At 51.0% G+C, this 17,988-nt stretch carries 15 protein-coding genes and 2 pseudogenes; 10 read left to right on the forward strand and 7 right to left on the reverse strand.

The window, feature by feature from the left end:
• Positions 1–2: 2 nt before the first annotated feature.
• From OMP38_RS36240 to OMP38_RS26600, 7 genes and pseudogenes are all read left to right on the forward strand, one after another.
• Positions 3–1,473: pseudogene (locus tag OMP38_RS36240) on the forward strand (sensor histidine kinase).
• The gene (locus OMP38_RS26575) at positions 1,470–2,666 is read left to right on the forward strand and encodes a WD40 repeat domain-containing protein (RefSeq protein WP_277567767.1); all 1,197 of its coding nucleotides are present in this window, start codon (positions 1,470–1,472) and stop codon (positions 2,664–2,666) included. The pseudogene OMP38_RS36240 and the gene OMP38_RS26575 overlap by 4 nt, the downstream one beginning before the upstream one ends.
• 186 nt (positions 2,667–2,852) lie before the next feature.
• Complete coding sequence (locus tag OMP38_RS26580) at positions 2,853–4,178, forward strand: ABC transporter substrate-binding protein (RefSeq protein ID WP_277567768.1); 1,326 nt, start codon at positions 2,853–2,855, stop codon at positions 4,176–4,178.
• Positions 4,171–4,356 carry a hypothetical protein gene (locus OMP38_RS26585; RefSeq protein ID WP_277567769.1) on the forward strand — a complete coding sequence of 62 codons (186 nt, stop codon included), beginning with the start codon at positions 4,171–4,173 and terminating at the stop codon, positions 4,354–4,356. The genes OMP38_RS26580 and OMP38_RS26585 overlap by 8 nt, the downstream gene beginning before the upstream one ends.
• Positions 4,349–5,230 (forward strand): carbohydrate ABC transporter permease, encoded by an 882-nt coding sequence (locus tag OMP38_RS26590; RefSeq protein ID WP_277567770.1) that lies wholly within the window; start codon positions 4,349–4,351, stop codon positions 5,228–5,230. The genes OMP38_RS26585 and OMP38_RS26590 overlap by 8 nt, the downstream gene beginning before the upstream one ends.
• Before the next feature lie 27 nt (positions 5,231–5,257).
• Positions 5,258–6,137 (forward strand): annotated as a pseudogene (locus tag OMP38_RS26595) (carbohydrate ABC transporter permease).
• 40 nt (positions 6,138–6,177) lie between these two features.
• Complete coding sequence (locus OMP38_RS26600) at positions 6,178–7,533, forward strand: efflux RND transporter periplasmic adaptor subunit (protein WP_277567771.1); 1,356 nt, start codon at positions 6,178–6,180, stop codon at positions 7,531–7,533.
• 222 nt (positions 7,534–7,755) lie between these two features.
• Here OMP38_RS26600 and OMP38_RS26605 read toward each other — a convergent pair whose 3' ends face one another.
• Both OMP38_RS26605 and OMP38_RS26610 read right to left on the reverse strand, forming a co-directional pair.
• On the reverse strand, positions 7,756–7,905 hold the full coding sequence (locus tag OMP38_RS26605) for a DUF2750 domain-containing protein (RefSeq protein WP_420869755.1): 150 nt from the start codon (positions 7,903–7,905) through the stop codon (positions 7,756–7,758).
• The gene (locus OMP38_RS26610; protein ID WP_277567773.1) at positions 7,880–8,080 is read right to left on the reverse strand and encodes a DUF2750 domain-containing protein; all 201 of its coding nucleotides are present in this window, start codon (positions 8,078–8,080) and stop codon (positions 7,880–7,882) included. Before OMP38_RS26610 ends, OMP38_RS26605 begins: the two co-directional genes overlap by 26 nt.
• Positions 8,081–8,324: 244 nt before the next feature.
• On the opposite strand from OMP38_RS26610, the gene OMP38_RS26615 reads away from it, so the two are divergent.
• Together OMP38_RS26615 and OMP38_RS26620 are read left to right on the forward strand one after the other, a co-directional pair.
• Positions 8,325–8,630 carry a helix-turn-helix domain-containing protein gene (locus OMP38_RS26615; protein WP_277567774.1) on the forward strand — a complete coding sequence of 102 codons (306 nt, stop codon included), beginning with the start codon at positions 8,325–8,327 and terminating at the stop codon, positions 8,628–8,630.
• 1 nt (position 8,631) lies between these two features.
• Positions 8,632–9,351, forward strand: a complete 720-nt coding sequence (locus tag OMP38_RS26620; RefSeq protein WP_277567775.1) for an IS630 family transposase — start codon at positions 8,632–8,634, stop codon at positions 9,349–9,351.
• Between the two features lie 282 nt (positions 9,352–9,633).
• On the opposite strand, the gene OMP38_RS26625 is transcribed toward OMP38_RS26620, so the two are convergent.
• The 5 genes from OMP38_RS26625 to OMP38_RS26645 form a co-directional block, all read right to left on the reverse strand.
• Positions 9,634–10,134: a hypothetical protein gene (locus OMP38_RS26625; RefSeq protein WP_277567776.1), complete on the reverse strand. Its 501-nt coding sequence runs from the start codon at positions 10,132–10,134 to the stop codon at positions 9,634–9,636.
• A 16-nt stretch (positions 10,135–10,150) separates the two neighbouring features.
• A complete protein-coding gene (locus OMP38_RS26630; RefSeq protein WP_277567777.1) occupies positions 10,151–10,459 on the reverse strand; it encodes a hypothetical protein in 309 nt (102 codons plus the stop codon).
• Between the two features lie 143 nt (positions 10,460–10,602).
• Positions 10,603–15,609: an RHS repeat domain-containing protein gene (locus OMP38_RS26635; protein ID WP_277567778.1), complete on the reverse strand. Its 5,007-nt coding sequence runs from the start codon at positions 15,607–15,609 to the stop codon at positions 10,603–10,605.
• A gap of 240 nt (positions 15,610–15,849) precedes the next feature.
• Positions 15,850–16,989, reverse strand: coding sequence for a hypothetical protein (locus tag OMP38_RS26640; protein WP_277567779.1), 1,140 nt, complete (start codon positions 16,987–16,989; stop codon positions 15,850–15,852).
• A gap of 73 nt (positions 16,990–17,062) precedes the next feature.
• Complete coding sequence (locus OMP38_RS26645) at positions 17,063–17,386, reverse strand: hypothetical protein (RefSeq protein ID WP_277567780.1); 324 nt, start codon at positions 17,384–17,386, stop codon at positions 17,063–17,065.
• A 285-nt stretch (positions 17,387–17,671) separates the two neighbouring features.
• Here OMP38_RS26645 and OMP38_RS26650 point away from each other — a divergent pair, with 285 nt between their 5' ends.
• Positions 17,672–17,881 (forward strand): ATP-binding protein, encoded by a 210-nt coding sequence (locus OMP38_RS26650; protein WP_277567781.1) that lies wholly within the window; start codon positions 17,672–17,674, stop codon positions 17,879–17,881.
• Positions 17,882–17,988: the final 107 nt, after the last annotated feature.

The following is a 17,988-nucleotide window of genomic DNA, read 5'->3' on the forward strand; positions in this document are numbered from 1 at the left end:
GCATGTTCCGGACGATCCGCACCAAGTTCGCCGTCGGCTTCTTCGTTATTTTCTGCGTCTCGTTCCTGCTGCTGAACCAGATCATCGCCGGCATCATCGCATCGGGCAACCGCAAGATTATAACGGACGATCTGATCGGACTCAAAAACAACAGCGGCGTCTACGTCCGGCAGGCGTTTCTCATCAATCATTTCGCAAGCGACGAGATTTACTTCGCGCAGATGGCGGTGGAGATGGTCGGCGATCTGCGTCACGCCACCTCGAACGCCGTCGGCGCGTATTCGCCGGCGGGCGAGCTGCTGTACGCATCCGACAAGACGGCGTTCCCCGGCGGGAAGGCCGACGATCTGCGGCACGCCATCGGCGGAGAGACGGCGTATTCGGTATCCTACGAGCACGGCGCGGCATCGGTGCTGTATGCCTATCCGGTCGTCGTGGACGGCAAAAAAGGTCGGCATCCTGCGCTTCGCCAAGGATTACTCTCCGCTGTACGAGCAGAGCCGCCGAATTCTCGATTCGCTCTATTACATCGCGCTGGCCGTCTTCGCCGCCGCCTTCCTGTTCGCCTATCTGCTGTCGCGCCATATCACCGTGCCGATCGTCAAGCTGACGAAGGCTTCGTCCCAGGTGACGGACGGCGACCTCGACGTCAATCTCACGATTCGCCGGCGCGATGAAGTCGGCAGGCTGGCCGACAACTTCAACGCGATGATCGGGAAAATCCGCGGGCAGATCGCGACGATCGAGTCGGACCGCGACCGGCTGAAGGAGCTCCATGCGCAGCGCAAGCAGTTTTTCGACAATGTCACGCACGAGCTGAAGACGCCGCTCACGTCGATCATCGGCTATGCCGAGATGATCCGGTCGAACGGGGCGGACGATCCGGTCTTCTTCGCCAAGGGCATGGACCATATCGTACAGGAGAGCCGCCGCCTCCACGAGCTGGTCGTGCATCTGCTGGAGCAGTCCAATCCCCGGACCGAGCTGCGGGCGGACGAGCTTGAACGGCTCGACGCGGCCCGGCTGCTGCGGGACGTGTGCGAGTCGATGGCCTTCAAGGCGGAGCGCTACGGGAAGGCGATCGCATGCGCGGCCGACGATGGCCTGTACGTCGAAGGCGATGCGGATGAGCTGCGGCAGCTGTTCATCAATCTGGTCGACAATGCGGTCAAGTACGGCGACGCGGGAACGGAGATCGACGTCCGGGCGGAGCGGGAGGCGACGACGGTCCGCTGCCGGATCGACAGCATCGGCGAGCCGATGGGAGAGGCGCATCTGGCGCGGATCTTCGAGCCGTTCTACCGGGGCGAAGCCGGCTCGGGGGAGAGCGGCAGCGTCGGGCTGGGCCTCAGCATCAGCCATGCGATCGTCGGGCGGCACGGCGGCGCGATTCGAATCGAGAGCGGCGGCAGGCGAACGACGGTGCGCGTCGAGCTGCCTTACGCCGAGGAGAGGGGGATGTTCGCGCGATGAGGCTTGTGACATGGCGCATGGCGGGCAAAGCGCTGCGCGGCGGGACGCTCGCGCTCGCGTTGGCGGCGGCGTTCGCCCTGCAGGCGGGCTGCGCGAGCCGTCTCCGTTCGGAGACGGTCGTCATCCCCGACGCGGCGGCTACGGCTGCGTCGACGGATGGCGCGGACTCGACGTTCGAGGTGCGGTCGATCTTCAAGGTCTCGTTCGGAAAGTCAGCCGGCTATCCGTTGGGCTGGGCGGCGGACGGACGGCTGATCGGCTATGCCAACGATTCCGATGTTGGCTTCGTATCGCTCGCGGCTCCGTATCGCGACCCGGTTGCGCTTAGCGACCCCTACATCATGCCGTTGGGACTCTCGCCGGACGGTCGTCTGCTGCTCGGCATCGCCAAAGACGGGGAGGCAAAAAGGGACGCTTATACGCTAAAGCTGCTCGCGGCCGAAGACGGCCGAGACGTCGCGGCGATCCCGTACGCAGCGTTCAAGTTGCGCAAATATCCGTTCACCTGGTCGGACAATAGCCGATACTTGGCGTACGGCGTACGGGAACCTGGCGCGAGCGCCGACCGCATCGAGGTCTACGATGCGAAGACCGGCGGTACGGCGAGCTACGCTTGGACCGGCGATACTTCTTCTATGGCCACGATCGTGTCGGTCAAGCTGTCGAACGACGGCGCGAAGGCGCTGATCGTCTACAAGGACGACGAGAAGAGCCGGGACGGACAGCTGCGCGAGGACCTAAGCTACGTCATGCTCGCGGAGAGAGCCGACGGCGCCTTCGAGAGCCGTTATGCGCATCCGCTCGCCGACGCGGGCTCGGCCGATTGGGTCAACGACAGCCAGATCGTCTTCGCAGGCGCCGACGATACGCTGTTCGGCTACGACGCGCGCAATGGCGCGCTGACCGTACTCGCGGAAGGGACGGGCCTGTTCAGTCTGTCGGCGGACAAGCAGTCGATCGCCTTTTCGCGCGGCGACGATACGGTCGCGGCCGGCAGATTGCAGGGCAATAACGTGCTGAACGAAGCCGTCGTCTATCAAGGGATCGTCCCCGTACTGCTGGCCTGGAGTCCGGACGGCGACAGGCTGCTCCTCGAAGGGACGAAGCCGCCGTATGCGCAGGAGCGCGCGGTTCCGGCGCCGGCGGAAGATGCCGACGGCCGTTATGCCTCGTTCGTGCTGCAATTCCGCTAGCTTTTCTCCTGTCTCCCCATCCGTGAAGCGGCTGCCTGATCCGGCACCGTTCACGGATTTTTTCGTTTGGAGACAATTTGTTCACAAGTCGGCCAAGAGATGTCCACATCCGTGTATTACATTGAACGGGCGGCCGGGAATAAGGAGCGATTCGGCCGCAGGCTGAATATCGGAAGGTGGATGTCGATGAAAAGAATCGGGTTGATGACGGCACTCAGCGTGCTGCTTCTTAGTGTCTCCGCGTGCAGCGGAAACGGCGGTAATGCCGGCAGCTCGCCAAGTGCCGCGAACGGACAGAACGGGCCTTCCGCGGGCGCGACGCAGACGGGAGCGTCTACGGACGGCAAGGGCGCGGGCGCCGGCGCCGGCGCCGGGACGGATGCGCCGGCGCCCGCGCGAGAGGAGATCAAGCTGCCGAGCGGACCGGTCAAGCTCGTCGTGGCCTCGTTCGAACCGAGCGAGCAGTTGAAGCAGGCGGTCAAGAAGTACGAGCATGCGCACCCGAACGTGACGGTCGAGCTGCAGGCCGCCCAGACGGAATTCAAGGATCTCGACTCGCAGATCGCGAATATCGAGAAATACGTCGCCTCGACGAATACGGCGCTGCTGTCCGGCAAAGGCCCGGACGTCATGGAGCTGGACCTGCTGCCCAAAGAAAAATTGGTGGGCCGGGGACTGCTGGCCAATCTCGGCGACTGGATGGATCGTGATGCGGCCTTCAACAAGGCGGACTACTTCGCCAATGTGCTGGATAATATGCAGATCGCCGGCGGGCTCTACGCGATGCCGCTGTCCTTCTATCCGGTCGCCCTCCTCGGCGACGAGGCGGCGATCGTCAAGGACGGCGGCGTGAAGGACGACGGCGACTGGACCTGGGACGAATTCGCCGAGTCGGCGCAGCGGCTGATCCAGAAGGGCACCCATCCGCATGCGCTGGCCAACTCGCCGGACTATATGCTGTCGGAGCTCGCAGGCGAGCGGTACGCGCAATTCGTCGACGAAGCGGGCCGCCGCGCAAACTTCGATTCGCCGGACTTCGCCGAGCTGATGACGCAGGTCAAGCAGCTGTTCGACGATGGCGTGGTGATCGATCTCAAGAAGGCGAATTTCCGGAGCGAGTCGATGGCGGAGAACCCCAAGATCAATACCTATTTCCAAAGCACGCAAATCCCCCTCGCCCATGGAGTTTTTAATGTTAATGGATCAATATGGCGGCAATACCCGTGTCTACACGAAGCCGCATGCGAAGGAGATGGGACCGGGCGGCTACTTCATGGCGAACCAGACGATGGGGGTCAACGCCGCTTCGCCCGTCAAGGAGCAGGCGTGGGATTTCGTCAAGTTCCTGCTCTCCGAGCAGGGCGCGGCCGATCCCGATATCTCGCTGGGGCACACGGGGTTTCCGATCAGCAGAATCGCCTACGACAAGGAGATCCAGAAGCTGCGCGACGAAGGAGAGGTGCCCGGCTACAAGAACGGCCCTGCGGAATCCGATGCCTTTCAGGTGAATGAAGCGCATCTGGATCTGCTCGACGGCATCGTGACGGCGGCGGTGCATCCGGTCGGCCAGTCGACCAAGATCGGCGATATCATCCGCGAAGAGAGCAAAGCTTTTTTCACCGGGCAGAAGTCCGCAGAAGCCGTCGCGAAGCTGATTCAGAACAAAGTGACGACTTATCTGAATGAGTAGGCGGCTGCGGGGCCGATGGCACGGATGGGACGGGGCGGCAGCGCTGCTGTTCCTGGCGCCGGGCGCCGCGGGCTTCGCGCTGTTCTATCTGGTCCCGTTCGCGATGGGGCTGTGGTACTCGCTGACGGACCGGACGATCGGAGGCCGCTTCGTCGGACTGGCCAACTATGAGGCGCTGCTCGCGAGCGGCTCGTTTCGCAAGGCAGCGGCCAACACGCTGCTGTTCACGGGTATCAGCGTGCCGATCCTGATCGCGCTGTCGCTGGGGCTCGCGCTTCTGCTCAGCCGGCCGCTGTTTTTGCGCAGATGGCTGCAGACCGCCTTCGTGCTGCCGCTCGTCGTGCCGGTCGCCTCCGTCGTCGCCATCTGGCAGATCTTCCTCGACTGGAACGGCAGTCTCAACGCCTGGCTGCACGGCTTCGGCTACGGGCGCATCGACTGGCTCCAATCCGATTGGGCGATGCCGACGCTCGTGGCGATGTACGTATGGAAAAACGTCGGCTACGACATGATCCTTTTTCTCGCGGGTCTGCTGTCGATCCCGCAGTCGTATTACGAGACGGCGCGGATCGAAGGCGCGGGCCGCCTGCGGCAGCTGACGCATATTACGCTCGTCTATCTGACGCCGACGACGGTGTTCGTCATTCTCATTTCCATCATCAACTCGTTTAAAGTGTTCCGCGAGACGTATTTGCTCGCAAGCGACTACCCCTACGACCGCATCTACATGCTGCAGCATTATATGAACAATATGTTTTTCTCGCTCGACATTCAGAAGCTGACCTCCGCGGCGGCGCTGATGGTCGGATGCATCGTCGTCCTCGCCGGCTCACTGCTGGTGACGGAGAAGCGGTTCCGATCGTGGATGGAATGACCGGAGGAGAGGAGGGGCAGGCTGCCGTTGGAGAAAAGAAAGCTGATCGCCAGACTGGGCCTGAGCGCGCTTCTCGTCGTCTTCGCCGCGGTCGCGCTGGTGCCGATCGCGCTGACCTTCACCAATTCGCTGATGACCGAGCGCGAGATCGGAGCCAACTACGGCTTGCTCGGCGAGATGACCGATGTCGCGGCAGGCGGACGGGACCTGTTCATTAATTTGAAGCTGCTGCCCGACTGGCTGACGTTGTCGCAGTACGGGCAGGTGCTGATTTTTAACCCGGCGTTCCTGCGCATGTTCTGGAATTCGGCCGGCATGGTGCTGCCCATCGTCGCGGGTCAGACGGCCGTAGCTTCGCTGTCCGCCTATGCGTTCGCCAGGCTGCGCTTCCGCGGGCGGGACAAGCTGTTCCTCGTCTACCTCATGACGATGCTGATGCCGTTCCAGGTGACGCTGGTGCCCAACTATATCATGATCGACAAGCTCGGGCTGCTGAACAAGGAGGCGTCCATCATCTTGCCGGGCATCTTCGGCGCCTTCGGCGTATTCATGCTGCGCCAGTTCATGCTCCATATTCCAGGCACCTACACCGAGGCGGCGAAAATCGACGGGGCGGGTCATGGGACGATTTTCGCCCGGATCGTCCTGCCGATCGTGATGCCGGGCGTCGCGTCGCTGACGGTGCTGCTGTTCGTCGACTACTGGAATATGGTCGAGCAGCCGCTCATCTTTTTTACAGGATACGTTCAAGCAGCCGCTGTCGCTCTATCTGGCGCATATCAACCGTGCGGCGCGAGGCGTCGGCTTCGCCGCATCGGTGCTGTATATGACGCCGATGATCCTGCTGTATTTGTATGCGGAGTCCTACTTCGTACAAGGCATTCAATTGTCGGGGATTAAAGGGTAGCGGACGGTTTGCAAAGGCGTTATGCGAAGGGAGGGATACGATGGACACCGAAGCGACGGGAGCGGGGCAGAAGCTGCGCCAGCGCCGCATCCGGGTGGCTGCGAGCCTGTTCGCCGGGCTGCTCGTCGCGCTGACGCTACTTGGCAATACGCTGCTGGCGCTGACGCTGCCGAAGGTCGCCGTCCAGCCGGTTCAGAGCGGCCGGGTGAAGGCGCAATACGACGGCACGGCGGTCGTCCAGCCGGTCGAGACGCTCAGCCTGCCCAATCCCGCCGGCTGGAAGGTCAAGCAGGTGCTGGCGAAGGAGGGCGACCGGGTTCATCAGGGGCAGACGCTCGTTACCTACGACGATCGCGATGCCCGGCAGCAGATCGAGGCGCAGCAGGCTTCGCTGCAGAAGCTGCAGCTGCAGATCCCGCTGCTGCAGCAGCAGTATATACAGGCGGCAAAGGATGGAGACGCGGCGGACGTAGCCGGCGCGAAGTCCGCCTTGGAGAGCGCGCAAATTGACATAGCCGCGCAGCGGCAGCTGATCGCGGGGCTGCAGGCGGACATGGCGGAGAAGGGCAAGCTCGTCGCGCCCGTGGACGGGATCGTGAAGGAGGTGCATGCACTGGCCGGGACGGCCGGCGTATCGGCCGGGCCGGACGTGCTGCTGGTGAGCAGCGGTCGCGGGTACCGGTTCGAGCTGCGTCCGCCGGCATCGCTCGCGGAGACGCTGGCGGTGGGCGACAAGCTGGAGGCGCAGGTGCAGGCGCAGGGTGAAGGGCAAGATGAAGTGCAAGGCGAAGTGCAAGGCGATGCCGAAGGGCAACAAGATGAAGGGCAAGACGAAATGCAAGGCGATGGCGAAAGGCAAGATGAAGTGAAAGGCAAGGCGCAAGGCGAGGAACAAGGCGAGGAACAAGGACAGGAACAAGGACAGGAGCAAGGACAGATGAAAGGCGACATGCAAGACGGCGATCCTCATACGATACATGGCGTCGTGACGGAGATTCTGCAGGATCTGCCCGGCTCGGACGAGAGCGGAACCGGAGAAGAGGAGGACGGAGTCGCTTCTTCCGTGCCCGGCTACCGGATCGTCGTCAAGCTGACGGACGACTCGCTTCGCGGCGGCGAGACGGTCAAGGTCCACCTCGAGAAGGAAGCCTCCGATACGGATACGATGCTCGTGCCGAGCGCGGCGGTTCACCGCGACGGCGACGGCGCTTACGTGCTCGTAATCGAGGAGCGCCAGGGGCCGCTGGGCAACGCCTACTACGCCTCGCGCAGATCGGTCTCCGTCAAGGAGACGGACGCCGGCATGTCCGCCGTCGCCGGCAGCCTGTTCGAAGGCGATCGGATGATCGTCGAGAGCGAGGAACCGCTGAGCGAGGGCGAGCGGGTGCGCATATAAAACAGGCTGCCGGAACGATCCGGCAGCCTGTAGGCATTTGCGAGAGAAGAAACTGGCGGCCCCGAGATGAATCGAACATCCGACACCACGTTTAGGAAACTGGAATTCATGTATGTTATCTTTAAATAACACGATGCTTGAGGTTAAGCACTTCTCATCTAAAGGACATGGCAAAGAAACCTTGAAAGGCATAATACCTTTCAAGGTAACTCAGTAATGGCATTAATATTTATCCAACTCTTCTTTTAAGTCTCTAATTAAAGTTTCTACATTTAAAACAGCGGAGTCATCATTGTTAAAGAAAATAGAAGGCTTGATTCCGTCTTCCTCTAACTGAGGCAGCAGCTCATCCATGAATTCCTGTAAGTCCATGCTTGCGCTTGAATACACTTTCCAGTCCCCAATAGCGCAGTGATCTGCAAATTCCTTTTTTTGGCCAAACTGGAAACAGCCTATTACCCTTATCATCCTCAGTTATTGCCCAACCGTCTTCATATAGTCCCCAAACCGTTTCTGAATCCGCTACTTTTTTTGATAAAGTATTCATAGCGTATGTTAGCAGGTTGATTAATCACAGACTCAAATTCTTTTAGATTCATAAAATTGAATTATGCACAATCATGTACTTTGCATCTCCGTCTCCAATACGTTGCAAACTTTACATAGGTAAAAATAAATATACGACTCACCAAAGTTAAAAGAGAAATCCTCATGTACTAGTGCCCCATCTAAGATCGTAGTTGGTAAACCCGGGTAATTACCGGTAACAACTATTCTCCGGGGTGAGGTTCATGACTATCTTTGTGCGAGATCTGAGCAAGGAGGAAGGTAACCGCCTTCTGCGAATCGCACGGAAAGGTGCAGATCCGGTGGATGTCCGCCGAGCTCTTCTAATCCTGGCGTCTGCCCAAAAGATGAAAGTGCCGGAGATCAGCCGGCTTTATCACATATCGGGCGAACATATTCGAAAAACAATCCACCGTTTCAACACGGAAGGGATGGCCTCGCTCAAACCGAATTACGGCGGCGGCCGACCGCCGACCTTTACCGAGGAGCAGCGAGCCGACATCATCGAGCTTGCCCAGATTCCCCCCTAAAGTGCTGGGGTTACCCTTCACGCACTGGTCGCTGGCCAAGCTGAAGGAAGCAGCGGAGAAGAAGAAAATCGTGTCTTCCATCATACGCGTCATTCTCGATGAAGCCAAGATCACCTACCAGAACACCAAGACGTGGAAGGAATCGACCGACTCGGAATTCGAGATTAAAAAAAAACGAATCGAAGCCCTATACGACTGCCCTCCGGAAGACGGGCGGGTAATCTGCGTCGACGAATTTGGACCGTTATCGCTGCAGCCTTACCGCGGCAAAGGCTGGTTTCAGCAGCGCCGGCCCAAAAGGCTTCGCGCAACCTACACTCGTCCGCATGGTGTGAAGCATCTGCTCGCCGCGCTCCACGTAAAGACGAATCAACTGTACGGTCATTCTTCCAAGAGTAAGAAGCATGCCGACATCTTGCGTTTCTTCAATGTGCTCCGCCGCCGGTATCATCGTTCCGAGCGACTGTATATCATCTTGGACAACTTTTCTCCTCATCATCACCACAAGGTCAAAGCGTGGGCGAAAGAGAATAACGTGGAACTGGTCTTCACACCGACCTACGCTTCCTGGCTGAACCGAATCGAGTGCCATTTCGGGCCGCTTCGTAAGTTCGTTTTGGAAGGCAGTGACTTCCGGCAGCACAAAGACTTGGCTTCAGCAATTCAGGCATATCTGCGCTGGCGCAACAAGAACAAGCGAATTCACATTTTTTACTTATAGTATGAGTGGCATAAAGCGATTCACCATTTATCAAGGTATTAATTCAATCGAAAGATTTGGTAGTTACTGAAACCTTCTCTTCACCATTTCTATTTATTAGAGCAACTTCAAAATCTGAAATCCATCTAAGTTCACCCAGATGCTTAGCATATGCAAATTCATCCGGTAGTTCAGATATAACTTTTTTTTGAAACTATTTCTCGTCCATCTCGTTGAAATATTGATATAAATATATCCATACTGCTTACAGAGTGTTTACACAATACTTTAGCACTATAATTTTTATCGGGGCTTTTTTATAGCCTTCTTCCAAAGCCATTCGTTTAAATACCGAGCTTCCTCTATTTGCAAACCTATCTCTCTAAACTTCTGCATTTCCCAATTATTTTCTTGGGAAATTTTCTCTATCCCTTCCATAAGTAGGTTAAGTGTAGTTTCTTTCTTCCCAACTTCGCTATTATTTGAAAAATCATTAAAGTTAAACTTCACTTGTACTGAACATACACCTGAATATTGACGCACCCTTTCATCAGTAATGTCTTCGACACATTCAACAAGGATTTTCCAACAACCTTTTATCTTAATCTTACTAAACAAGCGTTCATACATAGCCGTAATACAGCGAGTTTCCAATCTAAACTGGCGTCTTATCTCTTTCCAATTCATCTCGTAATCTAATTTAGTAGCTTCATTGTATTGACATTTTTCCTCGTTCATTATCATCCTAATTTTTTTATCATTTTCCATATATGGTAAATCTAAGTCGAACTCTTTTAAGTACAATGTTAACCTCTCCCAATCATTCCCACGGCCGTGGTCTTTGATGTTTACTCATTGAATTACCTTTATCCCATAGCCTCTGAGCATTTTGACTTTCCCATGTAAGGGCCTTTTGTCTATTTGGGATATTAGGTTTAACAACTTTTGCTTCATATTTGTCTTTACCATCTTTTTTATTCCATCTGTTCACTTGGCTGTTGGCTCTTGGGGAAGTACCATTTTTATTAAGCTTTTGACCACTAATACCAGTTTTAACGACATCGCCAGTCGATTTTTCTGATATTTCATATCCATGCTGAACCTTTTTTACTCGCCTTACTATTACCATTAATTACTTTGGCCGTTCCCTTAGCCGCCTTCTTGGCGGTAATAACAGCTTTGCCACCTTTAATCAGCTTACTTATTGACTTTGCTTCGCCCAGGCCCGGCACTGCGTTGCTGACTAAATTCGTCGTAACGGACTTGGTCAGATTAAACTTTTTTACCGCTTGCCTTTGCTGATGCGTAATCCACTCCGGTATCTACGGCTGTCTTAATTGCCACTTTAGCCACGTACATTACAACTGGAATCAGGAATGCAAAATTACCGCTCGGATCACTAAAACTGTTTGGATCGTTATGCGCATACGTATACAGGTTCAAACTCAGGGGATTCTTTAGTTCACCTTCAAACGTATCCTCCTGTAGGAACCGCCCTGTACCCGGATCATACCACCGCTGTCCCATGCTGTACAGGCCAGTGGTATTGTCGTAGTACTCGGATGAATAACGGAACGGGTTGCTGATTTCCTCCTTTTCTACGGTCAGCGGACGTCCCCAAATATCATAGGTGTATTTATTTTTTACTTCTCCTGCCGCGTCACGAATTTCTACGACATCCTGGTGGCCGTTAAGCAAGTAATACGAGCGGGAGGCGGTTGCTCCTCCATCGACTCGAGCCAAAAGGCTATTGCCATAAATATACGAGGCTTTGGGCGTGACTGTTGTTCCACTCACTGTTCCTTCAGCTGCAATTTGATCTTCATCCCAGTAATAACGCGTAGTTACACCGTTTTCGGTGCGCTCGTAAAGTTGGTCGTCCCCGTTGTACTTGTAGGTTACCGCGTCCGTCCCAGCTACAGTTGCTTTCTTGAGACGATTCCATTCATCATATTCATAAATCGCTTCCGTAAAATTAGGTGCTGCCGAAGTGGTCAAACTACTTCGGTTGCCACGCGGGTCGTAGGTATAGGTTTCTTGAAACTCGCTGTTGGTCAGCACCCGGCCGAGTTTGTCATAGGTGTATTCATTTGCGATGCCGTTCTGAGTGCGAGTTTTTAAATTGCCAGCATCGTCGTAAATGTATGAATAATTATTTACTTCCATGCCGCTGGCTTGGTTTTGCTTCAAACTCGTCATGTCAAAGCCGTTGTAACCGTAATTCGAGATCATGCCATTCCCGTAGTTGACGGTTTGAATTCGGTCATTCTTCAAATACGTATACGATGCAACCTGACTGCCGTTGCTGGTTACACTCTCCAACCGATTCACTTTGTCGTAGACGTAAACGGTTGCTCGGTTATAAAGATCCGTGATCTTTGTGCGGTTGCCCTTTAAATCGTATTCCGATGTCAGCGTTTTTCCATCCGGAAAAGTTTTTTTGATGAGCAGACCCGAATTCGAATCATACAGGTAACCAGTTGTTCCGGTGGCGTCTGTCATAGACTTTCGTTTTCCATCCGCCTCGTAGGTATATGATACCGAGGAAGTCGGTCCACTGCGTTGAAGCAATCGGTTTCGGTTGTCATAGGAGTAAGTGAACTTCTGGCCTTTTCGGTCTGTCATTTCGATGAGATTACCCGCGAGATCATAAACCATGGTTTTTGATAAACCACTCTCATCGATTTCTTTTAGCAATCTTCCGGTCTCGTCATAAATCTTCAGAATTTGCTGATTGCCTGGATACTGTATGGAAGTAAGATTGCCTAGTTTGTCGTAACCATAGGTGAACACTTCGGTATTCGGCGTTGTCACCGTTCTTAATTGTCCCAGTAAATCATACGTAAACTGTGTTGTATTGCCTAATGCGTCTTGGGTGCTTATGACATTGCCTGAATGGTCGTATTCACTCGCCTGCTTAAGCGTAAGTACGCCATTTTTACCTTCCTTCTCCAGCGTCACTCGTCCCAGCTTATCGTACGTCCGTTCGACCTGGTTGTTTTCCTCGTCGATGTCAGTTACCGTGCTTAGTAAATCATTATATACAACAGAACTAAAGCTATTGTCAGGGTTGGTCGTTTTCTTAATCCTGCCGAAGCCGTCATAAGCATACGCTACTTTATTCCCTAAAGGATCATCCTCCCATTCGACACGACTAACTCCATCGTAGCCTGTTCGAGTCTTGGCTTTGAAGACACCTGATTCCTTGACTGCCAATTCTACTTTCCGGCCGATCTTATCCCAAGTTGTACGAGTCTGAATCCCAGTCTCATTTGTGGTGGTTATTTGGTTCAGTGTGTCGTTATAAGCAACCTCAAATGTCGTAAAGTCCGGGTTAACAATGCGAGTAATTCGGTCCAACTTGTCATGCTCATAGGATGTTTTACTGCCCCCGCCATCAGTGAAGGAAGTCATGTTCCCCGTCAGCTTGTTATAAGTTGCCGTTGAACTGGAGATTTTGGCAGTATTGTAGACATCCTTGTAATAAAGCGTCTGCTTTGTTAAAAACGCCGAACCGAATGTAGGATCATACTCGAATGTGGTTAATGCTTGTCTAGCGTTATCATAATCAATTGTAGATGTGACATTGCCGAATGCGTCATAAGTATAGGAAGTTCGGCTCAGATAATCGGTGGCTGTATCGCTGCTTTTCAACTGATAATCAGTCACATCTCCCTGCGAATTCCGCACCAGTGACACATAAAGGAACGACGTTCCTTTAACGGGCCATTTCTCCGCATTCCGCAGATGGGTCGTCGGATCATAGGTGTAGGTGGTCACTTGACCCATAGCATCCGTGGAAGAAGTGACATTTCCGTAATCATCGTACGTCGTTGAATTCGTAATACGCGATGATTCACTAGCGCCATTAGTATAATAAGTAGTTACACTAATGGGATTCGGAATTTTACGAACTTCGTCATAGGTGTTATCCGTGATTCGATTAGTAACTAGATCAGATTCTTGCAGTTTGGTGTTGTAAATCATCGGAGAGGTCTGATCATCGATGTAGTCCTTCTTATACGTATAAATGGACTCCAGCGATCCTCTTATAATCTTGGTGGAAAAGTTTATATCCTGATTGTAGGAGCTTCCCATATCACTCGGATAAATAAAGACAGCAACGTTGGTTGCGGCAGGGGGATCAACGTAATCTTTGCGTTCCTTTACGCGGAACACTTGATTTGCAGAGTTTGGCCCCGTATATCTGGTAATTGGTGTTGCATCATAAATATACTCAGTTTGGGCTCCGGTCGGATGTGTTACAAATCTTAAAAGGGCGTATGGATTATCGGTTACAGGGTTAGTATCGAGCAGACTGAAAAAAGCAGATTTAACGTCATAACTATAGGTTGTCGTACGATTCATCTGGTCAACGACTTGAGTAAGCAATTCTTTGCCATGATCGATCGTTTTATTGTATGTGACTACCCGGTCTCCCATCGTCAAAGTCACCTGAGAGGTGGTATAAGCAATGTTTATACTGTTACCGATGGCATCCGAAATTTTAGTAAGTACGGTTCCATACGGGCTAATGTTTGAATACATGAATTGTGTGTTGTTGCCGTAGGCATCGCTCATCTGAATAACCCGGCCATCGGCACTAAAATAGGTTTTATCACCTGTAATCGAGATCAATTCCTGAGCGGAGGCCACACCGTTTACGGTAACGCTGGTATTAACAGCCAAGGTTAAATCCTTCCATGGGTATCCTTTCAGGAGCCCGTTTTCCACCTTATAGGTACCTCCACCTGCCATGTGGAGATACGTGCCGCCCTCAAAGGTCAGATATGGAATATCCCAAGTCCAACCCTTGCCGATCGGGAAACGCTTGTCTGTATCCGCTTCTTTTAACGCATTCATATACCAAGTCGATGAACCCACATAGTCACTGTCAATTCCTGTGCCTGTAACGGTTCCACCGCTATAAGATTGCCCGGCACTGTAACTCGCGGCAACACTCTGCGCCTGTGACATACTCACATAAGGACCCATATAATCGCTATATGATTCAGTACCTACATTCACAGTTGCGGTGCCTGTAGTACCGCTAAAGAAGTATTTATATATGTAATAAAATCCTTGGGAGCAGCTAGAAGGCGCTGATTGAGAATTGACAGAGAGCGTGTTGAAGTAATAATCTCTCACCGCGCTTGTGGTGTACATCTCAGTTATTGGTGTAACTGGCGAATAGTAATCTTCTGTCGTTGTCACAAATTCGCCAGTGTTGCATTTATACTTATTGACTAGAACATGAGTGTTGTACGTTATTGTATATCTGGTCTCATACACAGGAGCATCATAATTAATGACGGCATAATAATCGTAATAGTCAACGCTATTTGCATCGACATCCATGTCGAACAACTGAGAAGAACCGGAGTCATAAGATCTTGTAAGTGTGAACCCTTGACCGCCTCGTCCTGGCAAAGTCAGGTCATCTTCTGTCAAAGACAACGATCCACTAACGGTAGACACACTTTCCTCATCCACTTCGACCCGATAAGGAGCTTCATCCAGCTTGACCTTAAGCATATCCAGCTTGGGTTCTTCCGGCTGTGGAGGCAATCCACGTTCGCGAAACGTATTGACCACTGTTAAATCGACATCCGGTGCATCGGATATCATTTGCTCGGCAGCCTCATCCAAGACTGCGTATACAGAATTGCTGACAGATGTGTCGTTGTACACTGAATCCAGGACAGACAACCCTCTATTACTGAATAAAGGGAGTGTTTCATCCAATAGACTATCCTTTGGCTTACGCCGTTCTCGCTCAATCTCTTCTAATGTTTTTCCGCTGTCCAGCAGTTCTTGAATGAAAGCTGGCTCGAGATTCAATTCTTCCGCTAATGTTTCAATACTGCGATTGGCGCTTTCCTCGTTTTGTTTGGCCCAGGCTTGTTCCAGTTCCATGTTCTTAATTCGAGTAATCCGTTCAGTAAGATCTCGATCTCGCTCCGATTCCTGCAATGAGGGTTGTTCCTGCTGTATTTCCTGCTCCATTTGCAATGTCTCGGCATTTCGCTGCTGTCCATGCGATAATCTACTATCCAGCTCTTGATTAATCCATGCTTTTTCTTGATTTAGAAGTATTGAGTCTGACCGAAAATCTTCAGATAAAGATACTTTCATATCAGGTGTGAACAGAGAATTCTCAGATAGTGACTCATGTGACAGACTTATTCCTTCGGCCTTTCCTACTTGGAAATTCTGAAGTAATAAAACTATACTAAGGGCTAATGCTATATGTTTAAATAATTTTTTCCTCGACAACATTTATTCCTCCCGATAATCCTTCGTTATCAACAAATTTAAAAACAGGGCAACGTTATCGTAAAATTTCTGATTTTGTTATGGTTTTGCTTTTTTAAATTACCATTGTTATCAAAGTTGAAATTAATCGTATATTTGTACAGCCCCTGCTCGTAGGATTGAGTATTGATTCTCCCCAAAGTTGTATAAGTATAAGCATATTTCTGATTCTGAGTTAATCGAAAGGTATAAAAAGCATTAGGATCAAGATTTGCATTGTATTGCTGAATTGAAACAAGATACTGATATCCCTTTTTTGGTTTTAAAGGAGGTTTCTATAACATTTGACTTATTGCTCAGATCCATGAGTTGAACTAGAGACTGCTTCTTCTCATATATTCTTATGTTGTACAACTGCCCCTCCGGTATTTTTAAAGAAAAATACGCATACCCATCTAATTGAGAATTAATAATAAAATGATCGGATTCTCCATAAGTTTCTTCCCAATCAGAACGCGAAAGAAGCGCCTTGTAAATATGATTAAATACAATTGGATACGCCGTGCTATGATCATTATTGAATTCATACAAGTCCCTTCCGCCCATTATTAGCGTTATTCTGGCATAAACAGCAGAAGACTCATATCCCTTAAGAACCACGTAATAGGTTTTGCCCGCACTCATTGGATAGGTCACGGCGGAGAACGAATGAAGTTCATCTCCTGTTCCCACATCGTCATTATAGGCAATTAAGTTACTATCGCTAAGGTTTGCATTGTCATAAAGATACAGCATCGTATCGTTTGATTGAGTTCCCCTTCCATAAAATCCAGTAAAGACTGTGTAGTATCCGCTTTCTGTAGGCGTGAATTTAAAATAGTCGCCGGTACTAGTGGATACGTCAATAGAGCCATTTACAGATAAGTTTTTAATAACATTTGGATTCTCCAATTCCACAGTTAACCTAGCAAAGATGGATTGGCCTATCCAGTCACCAGCGCTTCTAACTTTAATGTAATAACAACTGCCACGATCCATAAATAAAGAAATCTTTGAGAAAAGACTAGATGTGTCACTATCATCATTGAATGCTAATTGATACATCAGTTCACTGTCCTGATAGACCCATAATGCAGTGTCCACAATACCTGAACTTGAAGAACCACCATAAGAAGAAGTAGAAATCTTGTATGTTCCCGTTAATGGAGCGCAGAACTTAACTACTTTTCCGTTAGAAGGAACATTCACATCCAATGGTGCGTTTATTTGTATCTGATCATAATCATTACTCGAAACCATTAATTCAGTATTAGCCTCGTAATTGCTGATATCAATTGATGATGCCTTAGCAATAAGTAGCAAGGATTGGTATTGATTTATATACTTTGTATATTGATATTCCAAGTTTGATAAGCGAAGCAAAGTACTCTCAGCATCTTTGATACTCTGCCCATCGCTTTCCTTTGGTTTATTTTTACTACTTGAAACCGATTGTAAGAGGACTTTCGTTTTTTTTGATATTCAATTCGTTTTCTAATTTCTCAATGTCTTTAGCTGTCGTTTTATCAGCTAACAATGATGCACGAATTCTAAGCGCGGCTAAATCTTGACTAAGTTCTTCAAGTCTAGCTTCTTTTTGATTTCGCGCATCTTCTAAGGAAATATCTTGTGTACTATCCAGTTGGTTCTCCAACGTATCCTGACTTTCCGCACTCGCCTTGTTGTTGGCCTCCGCCAAAGATGCCAACAAACAAAAAATAAAAATTAATAACATTCCGGTTTTAATCATCTTCTTTGTCATCAGTTTACCCCTCAGAAATGGAAAATTTCGCACGTCATTATCTTCGAACCAACCTATCTAATTGATCCCCTTTCTCCCGCATTTGGGGAAATAACCTACGTCGAGTATGTTATCGAAAGTATGTTTGTTAAATATTAAAGATGTGTTAAATATTAGCAATATCTTCTTCAATCAGATTGAGAATTCATTTAACCTAGGAAGTTTGTTACATTCAAGATCTTAATATAGCTTGAGACAGAAATTTAAGCGAAAATACCCAAATCGAACACTTAGTGAGCAAGGTGAATGTTCATCAAGACCGAACTGCTTATTATCGATGAGATCGGGTACTGGACGTTGGACGAGACCGCTTCCCACTTCTTCTTCCAGATCGGTTCCGAGTGCTATGAGCGCGGCTCGATTCAGCTTACGTCGAAGAAGACGTTTGGCGCCTGGGGCGATATCTTTGGTGAAAGCTATGCTAGATCACCTCCTCCAGCACTCCAGCACCGTTAAAATCAAGGGGGAGAACTACCGCATCAAGGAGAAAAAATAGCAGTCACCAACTTAATCGGTTTATCACTTTTAAGTCGTATTGATGCTCAAAATGGCTTGGAGTGGTG

The organism is Cohnella ginsengisoli (assembly GCF_029525555.1).
Taxonomy (GTDB): domain Bacteria; phylum Bacillota; class Bacilli; order Paenibacillales; family Paenibacillaceae; genus Cohnella; species Cohnella ginsengisoli.